The sequence below is a fragment of the Pseudomonas sp. BAY1663 genome (assembly GCF_000582595.1).
In the GTDB taxonomy this organism is placed as follows: Bacteria; Pseudomonadota; Gammaproteobacteria; order Pseudomonadales; family Pseudomonadaceae; genus Stutzerimonas; species Stutzerimonas stutzeri_AF.
On record NZ_AZSV01000002.1, the window covers coordinates 63,580 to 87,954 of the forward strand.

20 protein-coding genes and 2 pseudogenes are annotated in these 24,375 nt (G+C 65.0%); 9 read left to right on the plus strand and 13 right to left on the minus strand.

The features are described from left to right. The first annotated feature begins 64 nt into the window (after positions 1-64). From BAY1663_RS01285 to nudC, 4 genes are all read left to right on the plus strand, one after another. The gene (locus BAY1663_RS01285; RefSeq protein WP_037037318.1) at positions 65-2,317 is read left to right on the plus strand and encodes an Orn/Lys/Arg decarboxylase N-terminal domain-containing protein; all 2,253 of its coding nucleotides are present in this window, start codon (positions 65-67) and stop codon (positions 2,315-2,317) included. 182 nt (positions 2,318-2,499) lie between these two features. Beyond that, the gene (locus BAY1663_RS01290) at positions 2,500-3,312 is read left to right on the plus strand and encodes a crotonase/enoyl-CoA hydratase family protein (protein WP_037037321.1); all 813 of its coding nucleotides are present in this window, start codon (positions 2,500-2,502) and stop codon (positions 3,310-3,312) included. 37 nt (positions 3,313-3,349) lie between these two features. Next, complete coding sequence (locus BAY1663_RS01295; RefSeq protein WP_037037323.1) at positions 3,350-5,035, plus strand: hypothetical protein; 1,686 nt, start codon at positions 3,350-3,352, stop codon at positions 5,033-5,035. Continuing rightward, positions 5,035-5,865, plus strand: coding sequence for an NAD(+) diphosphatase (nudC, locus tag BAY1663_RS01300; RefSeq protein WP_037037325.1), 831 nt, complete (start codon positions 5,035-5,037; stop codon positions 5,863-5,865). Before BAY1663_RS01295 ends, nudC begins: the two co-directional genes overlap by 1 nt. Here the strand turns inward: nudC and BAY1663_RS01305 are convergent. Further along, positions 5,833-6,618, minus strand: a complete 786-nt coding sequence (locus BAY1663_RS01305; RefSeq protein WP_037037328.1) for a TSUP family transporter — start codon at positions 6,616-6,618, stop codon at positions 5,833-5,835. The two genes, nudC and BAY1663_RS01305, sit on opposite strands and share 33 nt — an antisense overlap. Before the next feature lie 207 nt (positions 6,619-6,825). Between BAY1663_RS01305 and BAY1663_RS01310 the strand changes: the two genes are divergently transcribed. The 3 genes from BAY1663_RS01310 to BAY1663_RS01320 all read left to right on the plus strand — a co-directional run bounded on the left by BAY1663_RS01310 (position 6,826) and on the right by BAY1663_RS01320 (position 10,175). Then, a complete protein-coding gene (locus BAY1663_RS01310) occupies positions 6,826-7,473 on the plus strand; it encodes a membrane protein (protein ID WP_037037447.1) in 648 nt (215 codons plus the stop codon). Between the two features lie 207 nt (positions 7,474-7,680). Next, positions 7,681-9,387: a SagB/ThcOx family dehydrogenase gene (locus tag BAY1663_RS01315; RefSeq protein WP_037037330.1), complete on the plus strand. Its 1,707-nt coding sequence runs from the start codon at positions 7,681-7,683 to the stop codon at positions 9,385-9,387. Further along, positions 9,384-10,175, plus strand: coding sequence for an ankyrin repeat domain-containing protein (locus tag BAY1663_RS01320; protein WP_037037333.1), 792 nt, complete (start codon positions 9,384-9,386; stop codon positions 10,173-10,175). Before BAY1663_RS01315 ends, BAY1663_RS01320 begins: the two co-directional genes overlap by 4 nt. A gap of 39 nt (positions 10,176-10,214) precedes the next feature. Here the strand turns inward: BAY1663_RS01320 and BAY1663_RS01325 are convergent, their stop codons facing one another. From BAY1663_RS01325 to BAY1663_RS01340, 4 genes and pseudogenes are all read right to left on the minus strand, one after another. After that, on the minus strand, positions 10,215-10,982 hold the full coding sequence (locus tag BAY1663_RS01325) for an SDR family oxidoreductase (protein WP_037037335.1): 768 nt from the start codon (positions 10,980-10,982) through the stop codon (positions 10,215-10,217). A gap of 56 nt (positions 10,983-11,038) precedes the next feature. Beyond that, positions 11,039-12,106 (minus strand): phosphotransferase family protein, encoded by a 1,068-nt coding sequence (locus tag BAY1663_RS01330; protein WP_037037337.1) that lies wholly within the window; start codon positions 12,104-12,106, stop codon positions 11,039-11,041. A 205-nt stretch (positions 12,107-12,311) separates the two neighbouring features. Next, complete coding sequence (locus BAY1663_RS01335) at positions 12,312-12,626, minus strand: SCP2 sterol-binding domain-containing protein (protein ID WP_013982897.1); 315 nt, start codon at positions 12,624-12,626, stop codon at positions 12,312-12,314. Positions 12,627-12,685: 59 nt separating this feature from the next. Then, positions 12,686-13,386: pseudogene (locus BAY1663_RS01340) on the minus strand (histidine phosphatase family protein). 182 nt (positions 13,387-13,568) lie between these two features. On the opposite strand from BAY1663_RS01340, the pseudogene sohB reads away from it, so the two are divergent. Next, positions 13,569-14,590 (plus strand): annotated as a pseudogene (gene sohB, locus BAY1663_RS01345) (protease SohB). Between the two features lie 15 nt (positions 14,591-14,605). Continuing rightward, positions 14,606-15,598, plus strand: coding sequence for a YhdH/YhfP family quinone oxidoreductase (locus BAY1663_RS01350; RefSeq protein ID WP_037037342.1), 993 nt, complete (start codon positions 14,606-14,608; stop codon positions 15,596-15,598). A gap of 1,035 nt (positions 15,599-16,633) precedes the next feature. Here BAY1663_RS01350 and BAY1663_RS01355 read toward each other — a convergent pair. The 8 genes from BAY1663_RS01355 to BAY1663_RS01390 all read right to left on the minus strand — a co-directional run bounded on the left by BAY1663_RS01355 (position 16,634) and on the right by BAY1663_RS01390 (position 24,375). Further along, positions 16,634-17,134 (minus strand): DUF934 domain-containing protein, encoded by a 501-nt coding sequence (locus tag BAY1663_RS01355; RefSeq protein WP_037037345.1) that lies wholly within the window; start codon positions 17,132-17,134, stop codon positions 16,634-16,636. Next, positions 17,118-18,776: a nitrite/sulfite reductase gene (locus tag BAY1663_RS01360; RefSeq protein WP_037037347.1), complete on the minus strand. Its 1,659-nt coding sequence runs from the start codon at positions 18,774-18,776 to the stop codon at positions 17,118-17,120. Before BAY1663_RS01360 ends, BAY1663_RS01355 begins: the two co-directional genes overlap by 17 nt. Before the next feature lie 451 nt (positions 18,777-19,227). Next, entirely contained in the window at positions 19,228-19,443 is a 216-nt protein-coding gene (locus tag BAY1663_RS01365) for a DUF2970 domain-containing protein (protein WP_037037350.1), read from the minus strand. 141 nt (positions 19,444-19,584) lie between these two features. Further along, the gene (locus BAY1663_RS01370; RefSeq protein WP_037037352.1) at positions 19,585-20,112 is read right to left on the minus strand and encodes an Hsp20/alpha crystallin family protein; all 528 of its coding nucleotides are present in this window, start codon (positions 20,110-20,112) and stop codon (positions 19,585-19,587) included. Between the two features lie 176 nt (positions 20,113-20,288). Continuing rightward, positions 20,289-20,744: a hypothetical protein gene (locus BAY1663_RS01375; protein WP_037037355.1), complete on the minus strand. Its 456-nt coding sequence runs from the start codon at positions 20,742-20,744 to the stop codon at positions 20,289-20,291. A 22-nt stretch (positions 20,745-20,766) separates the two neighbouring features. Further along, entirely contained in the window at positions 20,767-22,083 is a 1,317-nt protein-coding gene (locus tag BAY1663_RS01380; RefSeq protein WP_037037357.1) for a leucine-rich repeat-containing protein kinase family protein, read from the minus strand. A 98-nt stretch (positions 22,084-22,181) separates the two neighbouring features. Next, the gene (locus BAY1663_RS01385) at positions 22,182-23,204 is read right to left on the minus strand and encodes an RNA methyltransferase (RefSeq protein WP_037037359.1); all 1,023 of its coding nucleotides are present in this window, start codon (positions 23,202-23,204) and stop codon (positions 22,182-22,184) included. Between the two features lie 22 nt (positions 23,205-23,226). Then, positions 23,227-24,375 carry an MFS transporter gene (locus tag BAY1663_RS01390; protein ID WP_037037362.1) on the minus strand — a complete coding sequence of 383 codons (1,149 nt, stop codon included), beginning with the start codon at positions 24,373-24,375 and terminating at the stop codon, positions 23,227-23,229.

A 24,375-nucleotide genomic window follows, 5' to 3' on the forward strand; every position in this document is an offset into this window, starting at 1 on the left:
CGCTGCGCTGTCGCTTTGCTGCGGACGCTTCTACCTGTAGGTGAATCGTTCGCAGAGCGCGCGCATGTATAAAGACCTGAAATTCCCCATCCTCATCGTCCATCGCGACATCAAGGCCGACACCGTGGCCGGCGAGCGCATACGCGGCATCGCTTCCGAACTGGAGCGCGACGGCTTCACCATCCTGCCGACGGCCAGCTCCAGCGAAGGTCGTATCGTTGCCTCGACCCACCACGGTCTGGCCTGCATCCTGGTTGCGGCCGAAGGTGCCGGCGATAACCAGCGGTTGCTGCACGACGTGGTGGAACTGATCCGGGTGGCCCGGCACCGTGCGCCGCGCCTGCCGATCTTCGCCCTCGGCGAGCAGGTCACCATCGAGAATGCGCCGGCCGAGGCCATGGCCGATCTCAACGAACTGCGCGGGTTGCTCTATCTCTACGAGGACACCGTGCCGTTCCTCGCCCGGCAGGTCGCGCGAGCGGCGCGCAACTACCTCGAGGACCTGCTGCCGCCGTTCTTCCGCGCCCTGGTGCAGCATACCGGCGAGTCCAACTATTCCTGGCACACGCCCGGCCACGGCGGCGGCGTGGCCTATCGCAAGAGCCCCGTGGGGCAGGCCTTTCACCAGTTCTTCGGCGAGAACACGCTGCGCTCGGATCTCTCGGTCTCGGTGCCGGAGCTCGGCTCGCTGCTCGACCACACCGGGCCGCTGGCGGCGGCGGAAGCCCGTGCGGCGCGCAATTTCGGCGCCGACCACACCTTCTTCGTGATCAACGGCACCTCGACGGCGAACAAGATCGTCTGGCATTCGATGGTGGCGCGCGGCGACCTGGTGCTGGTGGATCGCAACTGCCACAAATCCATCCTCCACGCGATCATCATGACCGGCGCGATACCGCTGTACATGAGCCCGACGCGTAACGAGCTGGGCATCATCGGGCCGATCCCGCTGGAGGAGTTCAGCCGCGAATCGATCCAGGCCAAGATCGCCGCCAACCCGCTGGCCCGCGGGCGACCGGCGAAGGTCAAGCTGGCGGTGGTGACCAATTCCACCTACGACGGCCTGTGCTACAACGCCAACCTGATCAAGCGAACCCTGATGGACAGCGTCGAGGTGCTGCACTTCGACGAGGCCTGGTACGCCTATGCGGCATTCCACGAGTTCTACGACGGCCGCTACGGCATGGATACGCGCGAGCAGGGGCCGCTGGTCTTCACCACCCACTCGACGCACAAGCTGCTGGCGGCCTTCAGCCAGGCCTCGATGATCCATGTGCTGGATAGCCAGACGCGCCAGCTGGATCGCGATCGCTTCAATGAAGCCTTCATGATGCACATCTCCACCTCGCCGCAGTACGGCATCCTGGCCTCCCTGGACGTGGCCTCGGCGATGATGGAGGGACCTGCCGGCCGTTCGCTGATCCAGGAGACCTTCGACGAGGCGTTGAGCTTTCGCCGGGCGCTGGCCAACCTGCGTCAGCACATCGATACCGACGACTGGTGGTTCAGCATCTGGCAGCCGCCGCTGGTCGATGGCGCCGAGGCGCTGGTAACGCCGGATTGGCTGCTGGAGCCGATGGCGGACTGGCATGGTTTCGGCGATGTCGCCAGCGACTACGTGCTGCTCGATCCGATCAAGGTCACCCTGGTGACGCCCGGGCTCACGGCGTCCGGAACACTAGGAAACAGTGGCATCCCCGCGGCGGTGGTCAGCAAGTTTCTCTGGGAACGGGGCCTGGTGGTGGAGAAGACCGGCCTGTACTCGATGCTGGTGCTGTTCTCGATGGGCATCACCAAGGGCAAGTGGAGCACGTTGTTGACCGAGCTGCTGGAGTTCAAGCGCCACTACGACGCCAATACGCCCCTGGTCGATGCCTTGCCCTCGATTGCCCGCCGGGGAGCGGCCGTCTATGCCGGCCTGGGGCTGCGCGATCTGTGCGATGCGCTGCATGCCTGCTATTGCGAGAACGCCACGGCCAAGGCCATGCGGCGGATGTACACGGCGCTGCCCGAGCCGGCGATGACGCCGTCGGAGGCCTATGACAAGCTGGTGCGCGGCGAGGTCGAGGCCGTGTCGATCGAGGCGCTGGAAGGGCGTATCGCCGCCGTGATGCTGGTGCCGTATCCGCCGGGCATCCCGCTGATCATGCCGGGCGAGCGATTCACCCGGGAGACCCGCTCGATTCTGGATTATCTTCGCTTCGCCCGGGATTTCGCCGAGCGCTTTCCCGGTTTCGATGCCGATGTGCATGGGCTGCAGCACGAGCTCGCGGTGAACGCCGGCGAATACACCGTCGACTGCATCCGTGAGGATTGAGACCCGCCGCGCGCGTATCCAGTCGGGATGCCCGCTATGCGGGGCGCTTGACGGCGTGGCCTGTTTCACATCGTCTGCATCGACATTCACCCGGCGCGGTGCCACTTGTTATAGTGGCCCACCGTCGTTGCAGGCCGCCTGCACGATGCTTTCCATGCGCCCTTGCTGTCGAGGATGATAGCGTGACCGAATACCAAGCCTTCCGCGTAGAGTTGGCAGACAAGATTGCCCGGGTCGTGATCAACAGGCCCGAGAAGATCAACGCGATGAATGCCGACTTCTGGTCGGAAATCATCGATATCTTCGACTGGATCGATGCCACCGACGCGGTACGCGTCGTGGTTCTCAGCGGAGCCGGCCAGCATTTTTCCTCCGGTATCGATCTGCAGCTGCTGGCGCAAGCCGGCAGTCAGCTGGGCAGCGACGTGGGGCGCAACGCCGAGCAACTGCGCCGCAAGATTCTTTCCCTGCAGGCCTCCTTCAACGCCGTGGATAACTGCCGCAAGCCGGTCATCGCCGCGATCCAGGGCTATTGCCTGGGCGGCGCGATCGACCTGATCTCGGCCTGCGACATGCGCTACAGCACGACGGATGCGAAGTTTTCCATCAAGGAAATCGACATGGGCATGGCGGCCGATGTGGGCACCCTGCAGCGCCTGCCGCGCATCATCGGCGACGGCATGATGCGCGAGCTGGCGTTCACCGGGCGTACCATCGATGGCGAGGAGGCCCGTGCCATCGGTCTGGTGAACCGCACCTATGCCGACCAGCAGGCGATGATGGAAGCCGTTCTCGACCTGGCCGGCGAAATTGCCGCCAAGTCGCCGGTGGCGATCCGTGGCACCAAGGAAATGATCCGCTACATGCGCGACCATCGTGTCGACGACGGTCTTGAATACATCGCCACCTGGAACGCGGCCATGCTGCAATCGGCGGACCTCAAGGTCGCCATCGCCGCCCACATGAGCAAACAGAAGCCGGATTTCGCCGACTGATGCGCCACTTCAACCTTGCGCGGGAGGCGCACTAGGCATGGTTACTGGAGCTACTTCACTCGGTCTGGTTCGCGACGAGCTGTTCGCCACCATGGAAGAGGCGGAACAGAGCCTCGAACACTTCATCATCGATCGCAATAATGGCGGCCTGCTGCAGCAGGCCGTGGAGAACCTCAAGCAGGTGCGCGGTACGCTCAACCTGATCGAACTGACCGGGGCGGAGCTGCTGGCGCAGGAAGTGTTGCAGCTGGCGACCGATATTCCGGTCGGCGCCGGGGAAGACCGCGACGTGCAGCTCGCCGCATTGAGCAACGCGCTGTACGTGCTACGCCGCTACCTGGAAAGCGTCGACGCCAGCCGCCAGGAAATCCCCGAACTGCTGTTGCCGGCCATCAATGTCCTGCGCCTGGCCTGCGGACAGCCGCCACTGCCCGAGAGCTTCTTCTTCAGCGTCCGCCTCGACCATGCCCGCCCGGCCGTCGAGGTACCGGCGCGCGCCGGCGGTGTATCCCGCGCCGAGGCCCGGCGCCTGCGCCAGATGTACCAGATCGGCCTGCTTGGCTTCATCCGCGAGGAGAACCTGCCGGCCAGCCTGAAGCTGATGGGGCGGGCGCTCAGTCGTCTCGATCACCTGTTCATCAATTCGCCGGCCAGCCGTCTGTGCTGGATCGGCAGCGCCGCGATAGAGGCCCAACTGGATGGCCAGCTTTTGCCGCGGAAGTCGCGCAAACAGCTGTTTTCCCGACTGGACCGGGAGCTGAAACAGATCATCGTCGGCAATGCCGCATACGAGGCGCCGCGCAGCTTGCTCAAGGAGCTGCTCTACGTGGTCGCCCTGGCAGACAGCAATGGCCCGGTCGCCAGCCAGGTGCGCCAGGTATTCTCGCTGAGCCCGCTGCCGTTCACCGACCACCTGCTCGAGGACGAGTCCCAGCGTCTTGCCGGGCCCGGGCAGGCGGTGATGCGTTCGCTGTCCTCGGCGATCCGCGAGGAACTTGCCAGCCTCAAGGATCTGCTGGACCTGATCGAGCGTGGAACGGCTCAGGCCGAGGCCTATTCGAATCTGCACAATCTGCTGGGCAAGATGGCCAAGACGCTGGGCATGGTCGGCCTGTCTTCGGCGGCCAGTACCCTGCAGGCGCAGTTGCCAGGCGTGTCCGGCTGGAGTCTCGAACAGGCGCCGCAGGCCGAAGCGCTGCAACGACTCGCCGATGCGGTGCTTTATGTCGAAAGCATGGTTGCCAGCCTGGAGCGCGGCGACCGTCGTGAAGCCAAGCCGCAAGTGGCGCGGCCCGGGATGGAGGCTGAGGCCTTTGCCAACCACCAACTGACCGAAGCCTGCATCGTGGTGATCGACGAGGCGACGGCCGGGCTGGCGTTGGCCAAGCGCGCCATCACCGCCTATCTCGAATCCAATGGTGAGAAGCTGCACCTGGCCAACGTGCCGTTCAGTCTGCAGGCGGTGCGGGGCGGGCTGCGTTTCCTCGAGCAGGAGCGCGCCGCCGAACTCATCGGGGCCTGTGCCGATTTCATCCAGAAACAGATGCTCGAATCGAACCAGATGCCGCCCGAGCAGATGCTGGAAACCCTCGCCGATGCCCTGACCAGCCTGGAGTACTACCTGGAGGGCGGTGCGGTGCTGCGCCGCGACGACTCGCGTGCCAGCGTGCTCGACCTGGCGAGCGAGAGCGTACGTGCCCTGGGCATGCCGGTAGCGGCCTGATGAGCCTGCGCTGGCAAGCGGCCCTGCTCGACCCGGCAATGCCCGGCGGCTGGGCGGTGGTGCATTGCCGGCAGCAGTTTCTTTTCGACAGTAACGGCGTGCTGTTTCCACGGGATTGGCTCAAGCGCCTGGCGCTGCCCTTGCTGAGCGAGCAGGGCCTGGGCTATTTCGACGGCGAGGCGGTATTTCTTTTCGAACTGGATTTTCCCGCCGAGGTGCCGGGTGCGCATTGGCAGGGGTTGCGCCAGTTCATGCAGGAGGGTGACCAGGATCTGTTTCGTCTGCTCGGGTACGCGGCGCAGATCGGTACCTGGGTCAGCCAGCACCGCTTCTGCGGCAGCTGCGGCTCGGCGATGCAGCAGCGAACGAACGAGCGGGCGATGTACTGTCCTGCCTGCGGCGCCCAGCAATATCCACGGCTTTCGCCCAGCATGATCGTCCTGGTGACGCGTGGCGACGAGCTGCTGCTGGCACGCTCGCCGCGCTTTGCTCCGGGTGTCTACAGCACGCTGGCGGGGTACGTGGAACCTGGCGAGTCGGTCGAGCAATGCGTCGAGCGTGAGGTCCGCGAGGAAGTGGGTGTGTCCATCCACATGCCGCGCTATATCGCCAGCCAGGGCTGGCCATTTCCACACTCGTTGATGCTGGGCTTCCATGCCGAGTATGCCGGCGGTGAAATCGTGCCGCAGCCCGAGGAGATCGAGGATGCCCGCTGGTTCGCCATCGACCGGCTGCCGGCGCTGCCCGCACGCCAGTCCATCGCACGCTATCTGATCGAGCTCTACCTGGCTCGCCGGTCAGGCCGTCCCGACCCAGTGCTGCCAGGCTAGGCGCAGGCTCATCGCCAGGACCACCAGGATGAACACCGGGCGAATGAACCGGGAGCCGCCTCGTATGGCCGTATGCGCCCCCAGATACGCGCCGCCCATCAGCGCCAGTCCCATGCCGATGCCGAGCACCCAGGCGACGTGGCCGCCGATGATGAATACCGTCAGGGCCACCGCGTTACTGACGAAGTTCATGGTGCGTGCCACGCCGCTGGCGCGCAGCAGATCCAGCGGATAGAGCAGCAGGCTGCTGACGGTCCAGAAGGCGCCGGTACCGGGGCCGGCGACACCATCGTAGAACCCCAGTGAAAGGCTCTGTGGCCATTGCCGGTTGCGGCCGATGCGCTGCGCACCGTTGGCGGAGGCTTCTGGCAGGCGGCTGAACAGCAAATAGATGCCGCAGGCGGATACCACCAGGGGCAAGGCCTGGTTCAACCAGCTCGCCGGCATGAACTGCGCGAGCGCCGCGCCGAGCCCCGCGCCGATGGTGGTGCCCGCGAGGGCGCGGCGCCAGAGCCCGGGTTCGAAAAGCCGGCGACGGTAGAAGGTGTAGCTGGCCGTGGCCGCGCCGAAGGTGGCGCACAACTTGTTGGTTCCCAGTACCAGGTGTGGTGGCAGGCCGGCGGTGAGCAACGCGGGGATGGTGAGCAAGCCGCCGCCGCCAGCGATGGCATCGATGAAGCCTGCAGTGAAGGCGACCATGATCAGGATGGCCAGGGTTGAGAAATCCAGCGTGAGCTCAAGGGTGAACGGCATGCAGCACTCGGTGAACGACAGGCAAGGGGAGGGCAGGATAATGCCGCGACAGGCATGGCGATAGCAGATTTATGTGCGCTCGTAGCCGGCATGGCCTGCGCACATTCAAAGAACTATGCCGACTCGTGATCGCCGTCCCACGCCGGTGCTGGCCGCTCGGATTGGCTCTGCGGATAATGGCGCACTCACTGGAAAGGACGCTTGGTCATGCAATATCTAGGGCTCGCGATCGTGGTCGCGCTACTGGCTGTGATCGTGTTGCTGGTCGCGCTGCGCTTGCTGCTGGGGGGGCGCTGGTTTCTCGGCTGGTTGCGCGGCACCTGTGGCTTCCTGATCCTCGCGTGCGCCGGGGTGATCGGGTTGGTGGCCTACGATGTCAGTCGCTATGTGCCGCTGCCCGCCGACCAGCCGCTGGTTACGCTGAGTTTCGAGGCTCAGGGGGCGCAGCGTTACGAGGTCAGCTTGCAGCAGGGCCAGGAGGCGCGCGCGGTCATCCTGGAAGGCGATCTGTGGCAGCTCGATCTTCATGTGCTTCGCTGGAAAAGTCTGGCCGAGCTGATCGGGCTGGAGTCCGGCTATCGGCTGGAGCGTCTCTCCGGACGCTATCTCGCTGTGGAGCAGCAGGATCGAGCTCGCCATGGCCAGGTTGCGCTGGCGGACAATCCGTTGGGTGTGGACGTATGGCAATGGCTGCAACTGGGGCAGCGTGATCTGTTCTTTTTCGAGGCGCAGGCCTTGCGTGTCAATTCCATGCCGATTGCCGATGGGGCGGTCTATGCCGTCGATCTGGCCCCCACCGGGCTGCTGGCCAGGCCGATGAATGAGGCCGCGACCCAGGCCATGCAGGACTGGTAATCCGGCGGCAGGACCGGAGCGCGGGCCTGGCGTTGGTGATCCTCCCGTTCAGCATGCTGAACGACTGGATGCGTTTCCCGCCACCCCACCTGCGTGTGTCGCAAAGCCGACAATGCCGGTTTCCCTGAACCCCCCGAATCATGTGGTCTGACGCACTGGTATCGCTCTTGCAGAAGCGTCTCGCAGAGACGAACGGAAGAGCGAGCCATGCAGAGCCAGGACCTGTCCGAATGCACCGCGGCGCGTGCCGCGGTGCACGCCTATCACCAACGCAGCAAGCACCGTTTCGCCGGATATGCCGCTGGCCCGGAGACGCTGGACTGGGAGGCGCAGCCCGCAACATTTCGCCATTTTCAGGGGGCGCCGCAAATCAGGCTGCCTCTGCTGGCCACGGCACCGCCCGGTAGCGCGTTGCAGCAGGCGCTGCAGCGGCCCTTCCGAAGCCTGGATGCCGCAGATGCCAAGGCCCTGCGGCCCGACTTGCATGGTATCGGCGCCCTGTTGCAGCTCTCGCTCGGGCTCAGCGCCTGGAAAACGCTTGGCCCTGACCGCTGGGCGGTGCGGGCCAATCCCTCCAGCGGCAATCTACATCCGACCGAAGCCTACCTGTTGGTTGCGGGCGTCGCGGGGCTGGAGAATGGCCTCTATCACTATCGCCCCGAAGATCACGCGCTGGAGCTACGGGCCCGGCATACCGTCGAAGCCGGCACCCCCAGGCTGGCGGTCGTGCTGACTTCCGTGATGTGGCGCGAGGCCTGGAAATATGGAGAACGGGCCTTTCGCTACTGCCAGTTGGACGTCGGGCACGCAGTGGGGGCGCTGCGCTATGCCGCCGCGGTGCTCGGCTGGCGATTGCAGGAGCAGGCGCAGGTCGGCAATGCGACGCTGGCGCGGCTTGCCGGTGTGGATCGGCTGGAGGAATTCCCGGCCCACCGCTGGCCGGATACCGAGTGTGAGGAGAGTGAAGTCCTGCTCTCGCTGGGGTTTTCGGATGGTGCGCCGCCGCCTGTGACGACCGCCGAACTTCGTGCCCTGGCGGAGACGGCATGCTGGCATGGGCTGGCTTCCGCCATCGATCGGTATCCACTGTACCGATGGCCGAGCATCGCCGAGATAGCCGCGGCGACCCGCCGTGAGGATGCTCCGGTGGAGCCTGTCGTGCTGCTCCTGGCGCCGGCTGCATCGGTGCAATCGGAACCATGGGGCGGCGCCGTGGCGGCCGGAGAACTGCTGGGCAACCGCCGCAGCGCCCAGCGCTTCGACCGTAACCACCGTATGAGCCTGGTCTGTTTCGCCACGCTGCTGGCTCGCCTTCGGCCCACGTCGCAGCTGCCCTGGGATGCGCTCGACGGCACGCCGCGGATAGCCCTGGTCCTGTTCGTGAGGCATGTCGAGGAGCTGGCTCCCGGCCTTTACCTGCTACCCCGCACGGATGCCCTGCTGGCCAGCCTGAAGCCCCATTTGGCGAAGCGGCTGCGGCTCGAACCGGTGCCCGGCTTCGACACGCTGCTGCTGCTCGAGGAGATGGAGCCGGGAATGCTGCAGCGGATTTCGCGCAGCCTGCATTGCCACCAGGAGATCGCTGCCGGCGCCTGTTTCGCCCTCGGCATGCTCGCCGAATTCGACGGGACGTTGCGCCGACAGGGGCCCGCGGCCTACCGCAGCCTGCATCGCGAAGCCGGCCTGCTCGGTCAGGTGCTCTACCTCGAAGCCGAGGCCCGGGGCCTTCGCGGCACCGGCATCGGTTGTTTCTTCGACGACCCTGTACATGAGCTGCTGGGCCTGCAGGACGACGCCTGGCAGAGCCTCTACCACTTCACCGTTGGTCTGCCGGTGCTGGATTCACGCATCGAGAGCGCGCCCGCCTACAGCCAACGCGACACCCCTGGACCGACAGAAGGGAGATTCCCATGAGCAGTGCCGAACGGTTTCCATATCAATGCCTGTGCGCGCCCGACGCCGCGGCCCTGATCCGCTCCGAGCCGGGCCTGACCCTGTTCGATGTGCGTGATGCCCACAGCTACAGGCAGGAGCACCTGGAAGGTGCCATGCACCTGAGCGAGGGCCGCGTGGCGGTCTGGCTCGATCGCCTGGCCAAGGATGCGCCGGTGCTGATCTATTGCTACCACGGCAACGCGAGCAGGACCTTCGCCCAGATGTTTTCCGACTTTCGCTTCCGCAGGGTCTACAGCGTCGACGGCGGCTACCGGCCGCTGGCCACCGCGTTGCTGGAACCCTCCGCGAACGTGTCCGGAACAACCGGCAGTCCCGAGCTGCTGGCCTTCCTCGCCGAATGGCAATTCGATCCTGCCAACCTCGATGCACCGCGCCTGCACGGCCTGACACCGTTGATGCGGGCCGCCCTGCAGGGGCAGCGCGCCCTGGTCAGGGAGCTGCTCGGTTTCGGGGTGGACGTCCATACCCGCAACGATGACGGCAATACCGCGCTGTGGCTGGCCTGTGTTTCCTGCGACGCTGGACTGCTGCAGGACCTGATCGACGCCGGGGCCGAGCTCGACAACCGCAACGACGCCGGCGCCACGGCGCTGATGTACACCGCTTCCAGCGATCGGCCGCAACTGTTGCAGCTATTGCTGGAGGCGGGGGCAGACCCTCAGCTGAAGAATTTCGACGACATGCGTGCCGTGGAGCTGGCGGCATCCGTTGCCTGCCTGAAACTGCTGCGTCATACCGCTGCCTGAGCCCCGGCGGGCTTCACGCTTTCCGCCGGGGCGTACCGGTCAGGCCAGGTAGCCGCCGTCGACGTTCAGCGAGACGCCGGTGGTGTAGCTCGAGGCATCGCTGGCCAGATAGAGCACGGCCCCGGCCATTTCGCTTGGCTGAGCGACGCGGCTCAGCGGAATGTGCTGCAGGGCCGTTTGCAGGATCGAGTCGTTCTTGACCAGCGCCGAGGCGAACTTGGTGTCGGTCAGGCCGGGCAGCAGCGCGTTGCAACGGATGCCGAACTGCGCGCATTCCTTGGCGAAGGCCTTGGTCATGTTGATCACGGCGCCCTTGGTGACGGAATAGATGCCCTGGAAATTCCCCGGCGACACGCCATTGATGGAGGCGACGTTGATGATGCTGCCGCCGCCGTGCTCGCGCATCAGCTTGCCGGCCTCGATCGACATGTAGAAGTAGCCGCGGATGTTCACGTCGACGGTTTTCTGGAACGCCGATACGTCGGTATCGAGGATGTGGCAGAACTGCGGGTTGGTAGCGGCGTTGTTGACCAGGATGTCGAGGCGGCCGAACTCTTCGCGAATCCGGGCGAACACCGCCTGGATCTGTTCCATCTCGCCAATATGGCAAGCCACCGGGGTCGCCTTGCCGCCAGCGGCGACGATGGCGTCGGCGACCGCCTGGCAGCCCTCGAGCTTGCGGCTGGAGACGATCACGTGGGCGCCTTGCTGGGCGAGCAGCTTGGCGATGGCCTCGCCGATACCGCGGCTGGCGCCGGATACGAAGGCGATCTTGCCGTCAAGGTTGAACAGGGTGGTCTTGGACATGGTCGTTCCTCTTTTCTTGTTCGTTCCCGTGGCAGGCCACAGGCAGTGGGTTGGCTTCAGAGCTTCGATTGCCCGATCACTTGCAGGGCCTTGTATTCGAGCAGCTTGTTCATCTGGATGAACTGGGCAAAACGCTTGTCCTGGGTCTGGCCGTGATGGAAGCGGTAATAGATCTGCTGGACGATTCCAGCCAGGCGGAACAGGCCGTAGGTGTAATAGAAGTCGATGCAGGGGATTTCGATGCCGGCGCGCTGGGCGTAGTAGTCGACGAAGCCCTGCCGGGTATGCATGCCGGGCAGATGGCTGGGCTGCCGGCGCATCGCCTGCATCGGCGGCGGATCGTTGGCCTCGATCCAGTAGGCGAGGGTGTTGCCCAGGTCCATCAGCGGATCGCCGATGGTGGTCATTTCCCAGTCCAGCACGCCGATGATTTGCATCGGGTTGTCCGGGTTGAGGATCACGTTGTCGAAACGGTAGTCGTTGTGAATGATCCCAGGCTTGGGGTGGTCGGCCGGCATCTTGTCCTTCAGCCAGGCCTTGACCGCGTCCCAGGCCGGCGCGTCCGGGGTCATGGCGCGTTCGTAGCGCTCGCTCCAACCTTCGATCTGGCGCTTCACATAGCCTTCCGGCTTGCCCAGATCGCCGAGCCCGCAGGCCTGGTAATCGACGTTGTGCAGTTCGACGAACTTGTCGATGAAGCTTTCGCACAGGGCGCGGGTCTGGGATTCGTCGAAATTCAGCTCCGGCGGCAGCTCCGAGCGCAGGATGATGCCGTTGACGCGCTCCATCACATAGAACTCGGCGCCGATCACCGATTCGTCGGTGCAATAGACATAGGCCTTGGGGCAGTAAGGAAAGCCTGCGTTGAGCTGATTGAGAATTCGGTATTCGCGGCCCATGTCGTGGGCGGACTTGGCCTTGTGGCCGAACGGTGGGCGGCGCAATACCAGGTCCAGGCCGGGGTATTGCAGCAGGTAGGTCAGGTTCGATGCGCCACCGGGGAATTGGGAAATCCGCGGCGTCCCCTCCAGACCCGGGATATGCGCCTTGAGGTACTGGTCGATGACGTCGGCGGGCAATTCCTCGCCCGCACGAACACCGGTGCTTTGATCGGTAAGCGCCATTGTTATCCCTTCTGCTTATGTTCGGTGCCCAAGATGATTCAACAATCTAATGCTCGCGGTGCCCGGGACCAAGCGCTGCCGGCCGTTATTGGCCGGAGTGTTGCCGGCCAATCAAGGGCCCTGATTCGCGGGTGGCCGGTTCGCCGGCATAAAAAAACCGAAGCCGGGCTTCGGTTTTTTCGTCTCGCGGCTACCGGCTCGCGCCTCAGGCCGGGAACAGCTCGCTGAGCTTCAGGGCCAGCATCATGTCGCCTTCGGCGCGCAGCTTGCCGCCCATGAAGGCCTGCATGCCATCGGTCTCGCCGCTGACGATGCCCTGCATGGTTTCGCTGTCCATGATCAGGGTGACGTTGGCGTCGCTGGAATCGCCCTGCTGCAGGTCGCAGGTGCCGTCCTTGACGACCAGGTAGTAATTCTCGGCATCGGTGATGTTGAACTGGAAGACCAGATCCAGGCCGGCAGCGGCGCTGGGGTTGAACTTCGACTGCATGCCTTTGAAGGTCTCGGCGACATTGCTCATGGGAATTTCCTTTTGGACGTTAGGGGTAACACGCAGCCTTGGGCCGCTATGGGCTGAGCTCATCTGTGGGTGACGAGCTCCGGATTCTTCAACAGTTGCAGATGCGCATGACTGTTGAAGGAAGCCAGGGCGACCTCGCGGTCGCGGAATTTCAGCAGGCTGAGCGAGGTGTTGACGATCTGCCAGTTCATCTCGAACGCCTTGACCGGCGGCACGCCGATGATCAATTGAAGCAGTGCGGTAATGGTTCCGCCAGACGTGAAGATGGCGATTCGATCATGCTTGCCCGCGCTTTCCAGCACCCGCTCCAGGCCGCCGCGAACGCGGTCGAGAAAACCCTGCCAGCTCTCCAGTTCGTCCTTCTCGTGCTCGCCGGAGATCCAGCGATGCACGACATGGCTGAACAGGCGCTGGAAGTCGGCACGGTGATCGGCGGCGTTGCGCAGGATGTGCATGGCGTTCGGTTCGAATTCGAGCAGCTCGGGCAGGTGCGCACGGATCACCGCGTCGGCATGGAATTCGTTGAAGGCGGCATCGATCTCCAGTTCGGGCCGGCGTCCGCCCAGCCTGGAGAGCGTGGCGCGGGCCGTATCCTGCTGGCGGTTCAGTTCCCCGGCGAGGCAGCGATCGAAGCGATATCGAGCTGGGCCAGGTAATCGCCCAGCGCCTCCGATTGGCGGTAACCGAGGGGGGACAGCACATCGTAGTTCTCTGCGCCGAAAGACGCCTGACCATGTCTGATCAGGTAGATACTGCCCATGCTCTGCTCCGGCTGGCTCTGTTTTTTCGCGAGGGTAGGGACATCATTTGGGAGTGTCAACGATAATTCGAACGTTTGTTTGAATTGTTCCCGACTGGCTCAGGCACGGGGGCGCCGGTATGCTGGCGGCTTGGCGCCCAGTGGAAAACTGCCGGCGACTGAATCTCACCGAGGAGGGGTACGTGGAATTTCTTGCCGACTACGCCAGCTTTCTGGCCAAGACCGTCACGCTGGTGGTGGCCATTGTGATCGTGCTCATTGCGTTGGCATCGCTGCGGCGTGGCCGCAGCAAACAGGGCGCCGGGCACCTGGAGGTGCACAAGCTCAACGAGTTCTACAAATCGATGCGCGAACGCCTGGAGCAGGCGGTGCTGGAGAAGGATCAGTTCAAGGCGCTGCGCAAGCGGGAGGCGAAGGCCGCCAAGCAGGCGAAGAAGACGGAAACGCCCTCGCGGGTCTTCGTGCTCGACTTCGACGGCGACATCCGCGCCTCGGCGGTGGACAGCCTGCGCCACGAGGTGACCGCGTTGTTGACGCTGGCGACGCCGCAGGACGAGGTGGTCCTGCGTCTGGAAAGCGGCGGCGGCATGGTCCATGGTTACGGCCTGGCGGCCTCTCAACTGGTGCGCATACGTGATGCGGGCGTGCCGCTGACCGTTTGTGTCGACAAGGTGGCGGCCAGCGGCGGCTACATGATGGCCTGCATCGGCGACAGGATACTCACCGCACCTTTCGCCATTCTCGCTCGATCGGTGTGGTCGCCCAGCTACCCAATCTCCATCGCCTGCTAAAGAAGCATGACGTCGACTTCGAGGTGCTGACCGCCGGCGAGTACAAGCGAACGCTGACCGTGTTCGGCGAGAACACCGAGAAAGGCCGGGAGAAATTCCAGGAAGACCTGGAGACGACCCACGAACTGTTCAAGAACTTCGTCGCCCGCTATCGCCAGCAGGTTTCCATAGACGATGTGGCGACGGGCGAGGTCTGGCTCGGCATTTCCGCACTGGGCAAGCATCTGGCGGATGAGATCAAGACCAGCGACCAGTACCTCGCCGAGCGCGCCCATGAGGCGGAACTGTTCCAGCTGCATTACGTCGAGAAGAAGAGCCTGCCCGAGCGCTTCGGCATGGCTGCCAGCGCGGTCATGGAACACGGCCTGGTGAAGGGCTGGAGCCGCCTGAACGAACAACGATTCTGGCAATAATCGAGGAGAACCATGATGGGCAGCTTCAAGGCATTGCAAGTCAGCGAGACGGCCGAAGGCCGTTTCGAAACCCGGATCGTCGAGCGCGGCATCGACGACCTGCCGGTCGGCGAGGTGCTCATCCGGGTGCGCTATTCCTCGCTGAACTTCAAGGATGCACTGTCGGCCAGCGGCAACCGCGGGGTTACCCGCAGCTATCCGCATACCCCCGGGATCGATGCAGCGGGCGTCGTCGCCGCGTCCGGCGTCGCGGAATTCGCCGAAGGCGACGAGGTGATCGTCACCGGCTACGACCTGGGCATGAACACCGCGGGCGGCTTCGGCCAGTACATCCGGGTGCCGGCGGCCTGGGTGATCAAGCGGCCCCAGGGGCTGTCGCTGCGCGAGGCGATGGTCCTCGGCACAGCGGGGCTGACCGCGGCGCTATGCGTGGACAAGCTCGAGCAGGCGGGGCTGGAGCCGGGCGAGGCGCCCGTGCTGGTCACCGGTGCCACGGGCGGCGTCGGCAGCATCGCGGTGGCGCTGCTGGCCAGCCTCGGCTACAAGGTGGCGGCGGTGACCGGCAAGGCGGATCAGGCCGAATTCCTCACGCGCCTGGGCGCCAGCCAGATTGTCGAGCGTGCCGCGCTGCAGGCCGGCGTGGAGAAGCCGCTGCTCAAGGAACAATGGGCCGGTGCGGTGGATACCGTGGGCGGCGATATCCTGTTCAACGTGGTCAAGTCGCTGCAGCGCGGCGCCAGCGTGGCCTGCTGTGGACTCACCGCGGGTACTCATTTCCAGGCCAGCGTGCTGCCGTTCATCCTGCGCGGCGTCAATCTGCTGGGCGTCGATTCGGTGGAGATTCCGCTGGTGGTCAAGGCGTCGATGTGGGACAAGCTTTCGCTGCAGTGGAAGCTGGCCAACCTCGACGAACTGGTCCATGAAATCGGTCTGGAGCAATTGCCCGAAGCCATCGAGCGCATCTTGGCGGGCGGGCAGGTGGGCCGTGTGCTGGTGCGGCTGGATTGAAGCGCGAGCGTTTATCGGAGCGATAGCCGCAATGAATTTCACCGGCCGGCCCGGTTGGCGGATCCTGGCGACCATTCCTGATCGCAACCGAGGAAATCGCTCATGAAGAAGCTGGCTGAAAAAATCATGCAGGTCGCCTTCGCCAAGAAGGCCGCCGTGGCTAACGTTCCGGTCGACCATCCCAACTTCTGGATGTACCAGTAAGCGGGCCCTCTGTGGGTGGCACGTCCTCGCGGTGATACGGGCAGCAGGACTGCCGAAATCCTGAAACCTGCATGCAGCGTGAGGCCTGAAACTCGAAAAGCATCGCCCCGAGGTCGGGCCTCCCACGAAAGCAGCCGGTGCACACCGGACCTGTAGGCGCGCCTTCGCGGCGATGCAGTCCGAAGGACTGCCAAAGCTTGAAGCCCATCGTCCAACTGAACGGCATGACGCCGGAGGGTGGGCTTATTCCGGGGGCTGTATTCAGCCTGGCGGCGCCGGAACAGCGGCCGGTCGTCGTCGGCGGCGGCCTCCCACGAAAGCAGCCGGCGCACACCGGGCCTGTAGGAGGCGCGCCCTCACGGCGATGCAGGCCGAAGGACTGCCAAAGCTTGAAGCCTATCGTCCAACTGAACGGCATGACGCCGGAGGGTGGGTTTATTCCGGGGGCTGTATTCAGCCCTGGCGGCGCCGGAACAGCGGCCGGTCGTCGTCGGCGGCGGCCTCCCACGAAAGCAGCCGGCGCACACCGGGCCTGTAGGCGGCGCGCCCTCGCGGCGATGCAGGCCGAAGGGCTGCCAAAGCTTGAAGCCCATCGTCCAACTGAACGGCTTGACGCCGGAGGGTGGATTTATTCCGGGGTCTGTGTTCAGCCTGGCGGCGCCGGAACAGCGGCCGGTCGTCGTCGGCGGCCTTCCACGAAAGCAGCCGGTGCACACCGGGTCTGTAGGCGGCGCGCCCTCGCGGCGATGCAGTCCGAAGGGCTGCCAAAGCTTGAAGCCTATCAACTGAACGGCATGACGCCGGAGGGTGGGTTTATTCCGGGGGCTGTATTCAGCCCTGGCGGCGCCGGAACAGCGGCCGGTCGTCGTCGGCGGCGGCCTGGTAGGTCACCGAGAAGTCCTTAAGGCCTTGCAGGGCGTCGAGCGGATCGCGATCGGCTCTCACGGCGAAGGCGTCGAAACCGCAGCGGCGCATGTAGAACAGCTGGTCGCGCAGCACGTCGCCGATGGCGCGAATCTCACCCTTGTAGCCGTAGCGCTCGCGCAACAGGCGTGCGCTGGAGTAGTGGCGCCCGTCGGTGAAGCTCGGGAAGTTGAGCGCAACGACCTGGAAATGGGCCAGGTCGTCGGCGATGTCTTCCACCTGTTCGTCGGCATCCAGCCAGACCCCGAGGCCACCGTCGCGCGCCTTGAGGGCGTGGGCATGGTCGAGCCAGAGGTGCAGCGGGACGATCAGGTCGTCGCTGTTGCACAGCTCGTCGAGCGTCTGTTCCTTGGGTAGCAGATGCCAGGTTTCGTCGACGAGCTGGTCGTTCTTAATGATTCGCTGCATAGACGTGTTCCTTGAAGGGGTCGATGCCGATGCGGCGGAAGGTGTCGATAAACTGTTCATCTTCGGTACGCTGCTCCACGTAGACGGTGATGATCTTCTCGATCACGTCGGGCATTGCATCCTGGGCGAAGGACGGGCCGAGGATCTGGCCGAGGCTGGCGTTGCGGCCCGAACTGCCGCCCAGCGAAACCTGATAGAACTCCGCGCCTTTCTTGTCGACGCCGAGGATGCCGATGTGGCCGACATGGTGGTGCCCGCAGGCGTTCATGCAGCCGGAGATGTTCAGGTCGATGTTGCCCAGGTCGAACAGGTAGTCGAGGTCGTCGAAACGGCGCTGGATGGCCTCGGCGACGGGAATCGACTTGGCATTGGCCAGCGAGCAGAAGTCGCCGCCCGGGCAGCAGATGATGTCGGTCAGCAAGCCGATGTTCGGCGTGGCCAGGCCCAGTTCGCGCAGTTCGTGCCAGAGTTCGAACAGCCGGGCCTGCTCGACGTCGGCGAGAATCATGTTCTGCTCGTGGGAGTTGCGCACTTCGCCGAAGCTGTAGCGATCGGCCAGGTCGGCGATGGCATCGAGCTGCTTGTCGGTGACATCGCCCGGCGCGACGCCGGTGCTCTTCAGCGAAAGGGTGACCGCGGCGTAGCCGGGCTTCTTGTGCGCGACCACGTTGCGCTGGCGCCAGCGGGCGAAGCCGGGGTGTTCGGCATCGAGCTGGGCGAGGGCGGCGTCCTGGTCTTGCAGGGCCTTGTAGTCGGGATCGACGAAGAATTTGCCGACGCGCTCGACTTCGACTTCGGTCAGGGTCGTCGGGCCGTCTTTCAGGTGCGCCCATTCGGCGTTGACGCGTTCGGCGAACACTTCCGGGGTCAGCGCCTTGACCAGGATCTTGATGCGCGCCTTGAACTTGTTGTCGCGACGGCCGTAGCGGTTGTAGACCCGCAGGATGGCGTCGAGGTAGCTGAGCAGGTGCTGCCACGGCAGGAATTCGTTGATATAGCTGCCGACGATCGGCGTCCGGCCCAGGCCGCCGCCGACCGAAACGCGGAAGCCCAGCTCGCCGGCGGCGTTCTTCACCGCCTCCAGGCCGATATCGTGCACCTCGATGGCCGCACGGTCGCTGGCGGCGCCGTTCACGGCGATCTTGAACTTGCGCGGCAGGAAGGCGAATTCCGGGTGGAAGGTCGACCACTGGCGGATGATCTCGCACCAGGGACGCGGATCGATCAGCTCGTCCTTGGCCACGCCGGCGAACTGGTCGGTGGTGGTGTTGCGGATGCAGTTGCCGCTGGTCTGGATGGCATGCATCTGTACGGTGGCCAGTTCGGCCAGGATCTCGGGGACGTCTTCCAGTTCCGGCCAGTTGAATTGCACGTTGGTACGGGTGCTGACGTGGGCGTAGCCCTTGTCGTAGTGACGGGCGATCTGCGCCAGCTTGCGCAACTGGGTGGAGGACAGCAGCCCGTAGGGAACGGCTATACGCAGCATGGGCGCATAGCGCTGGATATAAAGGCCGTTCTGCAGTCGTAGCGGGCGGAACTCCTCATCAGCGAGCTCGCCGGCCAGGTAGCGGCGGGTCTGGTCGCGGAACTGCCGCACCCGATCCTCGATGATGTGTTGGTCGTACTGATCGTAAACGTACATAAATGTCCTGTTCTCAGGCTGTCTACAGCTTTCGCGCGCACGGCCGCGCACCCATTCAGGGAGTCGGGCACGATACCAGCTAGTGGTTATGCGCAAAAGTGATGTTTGGGAATATGTTTAGAACGAAATAGAGCGAAATCGTAGGGAGAAGAGGCCTGCCTTGAGCGATCCCGGGAGCTGGTCTTAACTGCTCAACAGTGGCTATGCGATCCCGCATGCGAAGAGGAGGCATCCCTTGAGAAACGACCAGCGCGACAGTTTGGTGGACGCCGCGGCGATTTTCAGTCTGATCATGCTCGCCGTCGGCACGGCCATTTTCTGGGTCAGCCATCAATAAACGGGCGTGAGGCTTTGCCGGTAGGGGCATGGCCGCGCCCAGCCTTTGCTGGCTCGATGAGCGAACCACCGGGCTCGACCGGATTGCCGTCCGCGTTCCGCTTGGCGGCGCGCCTCAAGGCGCAGCCAGGTAGAGCGCCAACTTGACCACGCCGAGAATCACCAGCACGAAGATTGCTGTGAACCCCAGGCCGAGGAAAATGAAGTGGCTGGGTTTGCCGTGGCTGAAATCGCGGGCGCGGTTCTTGCCGCTCTGCACACCGAGGGCTGCGGCCAGCACGCTGCCGAGCATCTGGCGCAGGGTGAGGGGTTTATCCTGTTCGTCGCTCATGCCTACCTCGAACCGCCGGGTTTTCGGGAAGTCTAGCCGAGTCGGCGGATCGGGATGACGGAACGCGTCAGCGGAAGGGGGCTGAAGTGGTTTGTCCGCCGAAGGCGGGTCGGCGATGCCGATCCGCCTTCGGTGCCAGAGCTACTCGGTCTTGATGGAGATGCTCTTTTCGCCTTCCGGCGCGCCCGCTTTCTTCGCCAGGGACAGCGTCAGCACACCCTTGCCGAACCTGGCATCGATCTGCTCGCGGTCGACACCCTCCGGCAGGGCGAAACTGCGCTGGAAGCTGCCGTAGGAACGTTCGGAAAGATGGTAGCCATCCTTTTCCTCCTTGCGTTCCTGGCGCTTCTCGCCCTTGATGATCAGGTTGTTGCCGACCAGCTTGACCTCCACGTCCTTCTCGTCCATGCCCGGCAGCTCGGCGGTGATCTCGAAGGCCTTGTCCTTCTCTACCACATCCATCGCCGGCATCCGTGCGAGGCCGCCCTGCCAGAATGGCGTGGTCTCGAAACCATGGCGCGAGAAGGGCAGGTGCCAGGGGCGCTCGAAGTCGTCGAACAGCCGGTCGACCTGGCGCCGCAGGGAGTCGAAGGGGCGCCACGCCTCCGGCGGGGCCGGTGTTTTGTTTTCGTCACTACTTACTGCAGGTTTGTTCGAAGTGTCGTTCATTTCGGAACCTCCATTAAGCTCGTGGAAACGGGAGCCCATTCATTCTCGGCATGCCCCCCGGGCGCCGCTATGATCCCGATCAATGCCGATCGAACCGGGCGCTCCGAAAGTCGATGCCAACCATCCTTGATGGGCTGCCACCTGGGCCCGTACAGCGGCGCTCTTGCAAGTGTGTGTCAGAAATTGGCCTTGAACCAATCCCAGAGGCCGAGCGAGACACCCGGCAGCAAGTCGATACCCAGCGCCGACTTGAGCAGGTAGAGGATGACCAGCCCGAGCAACCCGGAGAACAGCAGGAACAGGGTGATCAGCGCCGCCTTGGCCAGCAGCGAGAGGTTCTGCTGGGGGCGCGTCAGGTTGCGCTTGTTGCGCCCGGCGAGGATCGCGAAATAGAACTGGTTGCCCCACAACTTGACGGTGCCGCGCAGGTCGACGCGGTGCCTGACCCACGAGCGGGCGCCGAAGACGCTGCGCAGCGCGTCCAGCTGCTCGCCGCTGAAGGATTCGCGCAGGTGCTCGGGCAAGCGCTGCTTGAGGCCGCGGACGAAGGGATCCTGTTCCAGTGGCCGGTCGGCGAAGGGTTTGGGATAGGGCGTGCGATCGCTGTTGGCGTCTGCGTCGGGTGAACTCATCGTCGGGGTCCGGTTGGGCGCATCAGAGCGCGGCGAGGTGGGCGTCGAGCTGGGCGAAGTCCGGGCGCAGCTCCGGGCGTTCGGCCAAGCACTGCTGCTGCAGCTGGATGAGGCGCCGTACGCGCTCATCCTGCCTGTCTTCGCGGCATCGCTGCAGCAACTCCTCCAGCAGGCAGCCGAAGGCGCGTGCCTCGATGCGCTGCAGGGCATGTCCGGCGGCGCTGTTCGGATCGAAGAACGAGGCAGCGCCGAAATCGCTGAGCAGGCAGTCGCCCCGTGGGTCGACCAGCAGGTTGTGCGCGTAGAGATCGCCATGCAGGATGCCGCGCTCATGCAAGTGCACCACTGTCGAGGCGACGCCGCGGACGATGCGCAGGACCTGTTCGAGGCTGAACCGCTGATGCTCGGCATAGCAGTCCCGGGTGCAGCTGGCCAGCGAGGGCGGGCCGGCCAGCGGCTGGAACGCCGGATCGATCAGCTCCATCAGCAGGCCCGGGGCTTGCCCGGGCGCATCGGCCAGCGGTCCGGCGACGCCGATCAGGTTGGTATGCGTGCCGGCGGCGACGCAGGCGGCCATTTCACTATGGGGCAGGCCATCGCTGGTGAGAGGGCCCTTGAACAGCTTGGCCGCCATCTGCGTCGGCGGCCGGTCGGTTCGGCGCCATTCGGCGCGGTGGATGACACCGGATGCGCCCTGGCCCAGTACTTCCTGCAACAGGACGTCGTCGCGGGGCACCGGTGGCAACGGATGGCGGGCCAGCGCTGCGGCTTCGTTGGCGTCGCTGAAAGGATTGCCGGCGAAGGCCAGCCAGCTTAGCCGGGGCAAGGCCAGCAGCCACTCGGGCAATGCCTCCAGGCGATTAGCGGCGATTCGCAGCAATTCCAGGTTGGCGCAGTCGGCCAGGTTTTCCGGCAGCGCGTGCAGCCGATTGCCGGCGAGCATCAGCTTCTGCAGGTGGTGGCAGTGGCCAAGCTTTGGCGGCAGCGCCTGCAACCGATTGTCGGTGAGAATCAGCCAGCGCAATGCCGGCGGCAGGGCGGCGGCGGGCAGGTGATGAATGCGGTTGGCCTTGAACCCGATCATCTCCAGCCGTGGGCAATCGCCAAGGCTCTCCGGTACGACGCTGAAGGGGTTGTCCGAGCAGAACAGGATGCGCAGCCTGTGCAGGCGCGACAGATCGGCGGGCAGCTCGCTCAGCTGGTTGCCGGAAAGATTCAGCACTTCCAGGGTGTCGGCCAGCCCGTAGATTTCCTCGGGGAATTCGCGCAGACCGGCCGAGAGATCGAGGCGTCGCGCGCCGGCCAGATCGCCACGCTTGAGTCGTTCCAGGGTGTGCATGTTGCTCGTAGGCTTTCCTTGCTATCGATGATCGGCGGCTACGGGCCGAGTCGACTTCGCCGGGGCCCTGCGCTGGGACAGTGGATGGCCGGGAGGGTTCAGCGCTTGCGTGCGATGACCTGCTCGGCCCGTGCGCGCAACTGCCCGCAGCCGCCATCGATGTCCTGGCCGGCCGAATTGCGCACCTTGGTCAACACGCCGCGGCTGTGCAGGTAGCGCACGATCTGCACGATGCGCTCGCCATCGGGACGCTGGTAGTCGTCGGCTTCCAGGCTGTTGTAGGGGATCAGGTTCATCACCGCGTACTTGCCCTTGAGCAGGCGCAGGATGCCATCCATCTCGTCCTGGTGGTCATTGATGCCCTTGAGCAGCGTCCACTGGTACTGGATCGGGAAACCCACGCTGCGCGCATAGGCCTCGCCGAGCTCGACCAGCTCATCCGGCGCGATCCGTGGCGCGCGTGGCAACAGGACCTGGCGCAGCTCGGCGTCGGTGCTGTGCAGCGAGAGGGCCAGGGCGGGCTTGACCCGCTCATGCGGCAGGCGTTCGAACACGCGCGGGTCGCCGACCGTGGAGAACACCAGGTTCTTGTGGCCGATGCCGCCGTCTGTGCCGAGCAGGTCGATGGCCTCGAGCACGTTGTCGAGGTTGTGCGCCGGCTCGCCCATGCCCATGAACACCACCTTCTTCACCGGCCGGAAGCGCCGGGCCAGGGCGACCTGGGCGACGATTTCGGCGCTGCCCAGCTGGCGCAGCAGGCCGCTCTTGCCGGTCATGCAGAACAGGCAGCCCACTGCGCAGCCGACCTGGCTGGAGACGCACAGGCCGTCGCGGGGCAGCAGCACGCTTTCCACCATCTGCCCGTCGGCCAGCTCCACCAGCAGCCTTGCCGACCCATCGGCAGCCGGATGCTCGGAGCGCAGGCGGGCGAGTGCATCGATTTCCAGGCTCAGCGCCGGCAGGCCTTCGCGCACGCTCAGTGGCAGGAAGTCCTCGGCCTGCTGCTGGCGACGCCCGACATCGAGCGGCAGGCCCTTGAGCCAGGCGCGGGTCATCCGCCCGATATGACGGGGCTTGGCGCCGATGTCGGCGAGACGTTGCTGGAAGTCGGGGATGCGCATAGGGCGCGCATTCTATCCGGGCTCAGGCGGGGAAGCGACGGCTGAACGGCACGATACCCAGCAACAGCAGCGCGAGCAGGCCGAATGCCAGCCCCAGCGAGCCGAGATGGGCCACCACGCCCATCATCGCCGGGCCGGCGAGCACGCCGGCAAAGCCGATGGTGGTGGCGACGGTGACGGCCAGATGCACCGGCATGCCATCCTGCCGGCTCAACGACGAGATCAGCACCGGCGAGACATTGGCGCAGCCCAGCCCGCACAGGCCGTAGCCGACCAGGGCCAGGGCCCAGTGCCCGGCTACGAGGCTCAGGGCGATGCCGATCGCCGCCAGCAGCCCGCCGAAGGCGATGACGCGAGCGGTGCCCAGGGCATTGAGCAGCGGCCCGCCGGCGAAACGGGCGATGGTCACCATCAGGGCGAACGCGGCATAGCCGAGGCCGCCCTTGGCGACTTCCAGGCCTTTCGTGCCGGTGAGGTAGAGCGCGCTCCAGTCCAGCACTGCGCCCTCGGCCAGGTAGACCACGAAGCACATCAGCCCCACCAGCAGCACCATGGTGGTGGGCCGCACGAAGGCGAAACCGCCGCCCGGCGCCCGGTTCGGCAGGAAGCCGCGGGCGAAGCCGAGGTTCGCCAGCACGACTGCGCCGATCATCAGGAAACTGCCGACCTCGGGCGTCAGGCCGAGGGTCAGCAGCCCGGTGAGCACCAGCGCACCGCTGATGGCGCCCAGGCTGTACATGCCGTGGAAATTCGACATCAGCCGGCGGCCGACGGCGGTCTCCACCAGCACCGCCTGGATGTTCATGATCACGTCGATCACGCCCAGGCTGCCGCCGAAGCAGAACAGCGCCAGGCCCAGCAGCCAGATCGAATCGGTCAGGGCCATGCCGGCCAGGGCCAGGGCGAGCAGCGCGACGCTGCACAACTGCACCGGACGGATACCCCAGCGGGCCACCAGCACGCCGGAGACGGGCATCCAGCTCAGCGAGCCGATGCCGATGCACAGCAGCAACAGGCCGAACACCGCGTCGCTCATCTCGATGCGCTCTCGCACGTAGGGCACCAGCGGTGCCCATACCGACAGGCCGAAGCCGGCCATGAAGAAGCCGCAACGCGTCGCGTGGCGCACGATGGGGGTATCGATCTGGACGGTGTTACGAACCGCAGGCAT

What these genes read in the sequence shown, in the direction of transcription:
- BAY1663_RS01285 (WP_037037318.1), top strand. Translation starts at nt 65, where the DNA reads ATGTATAAAGACCTGAAATTCCCCATCCTCATCGTCCATCGCGACATC.
- BAY1663_RS01320 (WP_037037333.1), top strand. Translation starts at nt 9,384, where the DNA reads ATGAGCAGTGCCGAACGGTTTCCATATCAATGCCTGTGCGCGCCCGAC.
- BAY1663_RS01370 (WP_037037352.1), bottom strand. Translation starts at nt 20,112, where the DNA reads ATGAACGACACTTCGAACAAACCTGCAGTAAGTAGTGACGAAAACAAA.
- BAY1663_RS01310 (WP_037037447.1), top strand. Translation starts at nt 6,826, where the DNA reads ATGCAATATCTAGGGCTCGCGATCGTGGTCGCGCTACTGGCTGTGATC.
- BAY1663_RS01305 (WP_037037328.1), bottom strand. Translation starts at nt 6,618, where the DNA reads ATGCCGTTCACCCTTGAGCTCACGCTGGATTTCTCAACCCTGGCCATC.
- BAY1663_RS01325 (WP_037037335.1), bottom strand. Translation starts at nt 10,982, where the DNA reads ATGTCCAAGACCACCCTGTTCAACCTTGACGGCAAGATCGCCTTCGTA.
- BAY1663_RS01375 (WP_037037355.1), bottom strand. Translation starts at nt 20,744, where the DNA reads ATGAGTTCACCCGACGCAGACGCCAACAGCGATCGCACGCCCTATCCC.
- BAY1663_RS01315 (WP_037037330.1), top strand. Translation starts at nt 7,681, where the DNA reads ATGCAGAGCCAGGACCTGTCCGAATGCACCGCGGCGCGTGCCGCGGTG.
- BAY1663_RS01360 (WP_037037347.1), bottom strand. Translation starts at nt 18,776, where the DNA reads ATGTACGTTTACGATCAGTACGACCAACACATCATCGAGGATCGGGTG.
- nudC (WP_037037325.1), top strand. Translation starts at nt 5,035, where the DNA reads ATGAGCCTGCGCTGGCAAGCGGCCCTGCTCGACCCGGCAATGCCCGGC.
- BAY1663_RS01355 (WP_037037345.1), bottom strand. Translation starts at nt 17,134, where the DNA reads ATGCAGCGAATCATTAAGAACGACCAGCTCGTCGACGAAACCTGGCAT.
- BAY1663_RS01350 (WP_037037342.1), top strand. Translation starts at nt 14,606, where the DNA reads ATGGGCAGCTTCAAGGCATTGCAAGTCAGCGAGACGGCCGAAGGCCGT.
- BAY1663_RS01330 (WP_037037337.1), bottom strand. Translation starts at nt 12,106, where the DNA reads ATGGCGCTTACCGATCAAAGCACCGGTGTTCGTGCGGGCGAGGAATTG.
- BAY1663_RS01295 (WP_037037323.1), top strand. Translation starts at nt 3,350, where the DNA reads ATGGTTACTGGAGCTACTTCACTCGGTCTGGTTCGCGACGAGCTGTTC.
- BAY1663_RS01380 (WP_037037357.1), bottom strand. Translation starts at nt 22,083, where the DNA reads ATGCACACCCTGGAACGACTCAAGCGTGGCGATCTGGCCGGCGCGCGA.
- BAY1663_RS01365 (WP_037037350.1), bottom strand. Translation starts at nt 19,443, where the DNA reads ATGAGCGACGAACAGGATAAACCCCTCACCCTGCGCCAGATGCTCGGC.
- BAY1663_RS01335 (WP_013982897.1), bottom strand. Translation starts at nt 12,626, where the DNA reads ATGAGCAATGTCGCCGAGACCTTCAAAGGCATGCAGTCGAAGTTCAAC.
- BAY1663_RS01385 (WP_037037359.1), bottom strand. Translation starts at nt 23,204, where the DNA reads ATGCGCATCCCCGACTTCCAGCAACGTCTCGCCGACATCGGCGCCAAG.
- BAY1663_RS01390 (WP_037037362.1), bottom strand. Translation starts at nt 24,375, where the DNA reads ATGCCTGCGGTTCGTAACACCGTCCAGATCGATACCCCCATCGTGCGC.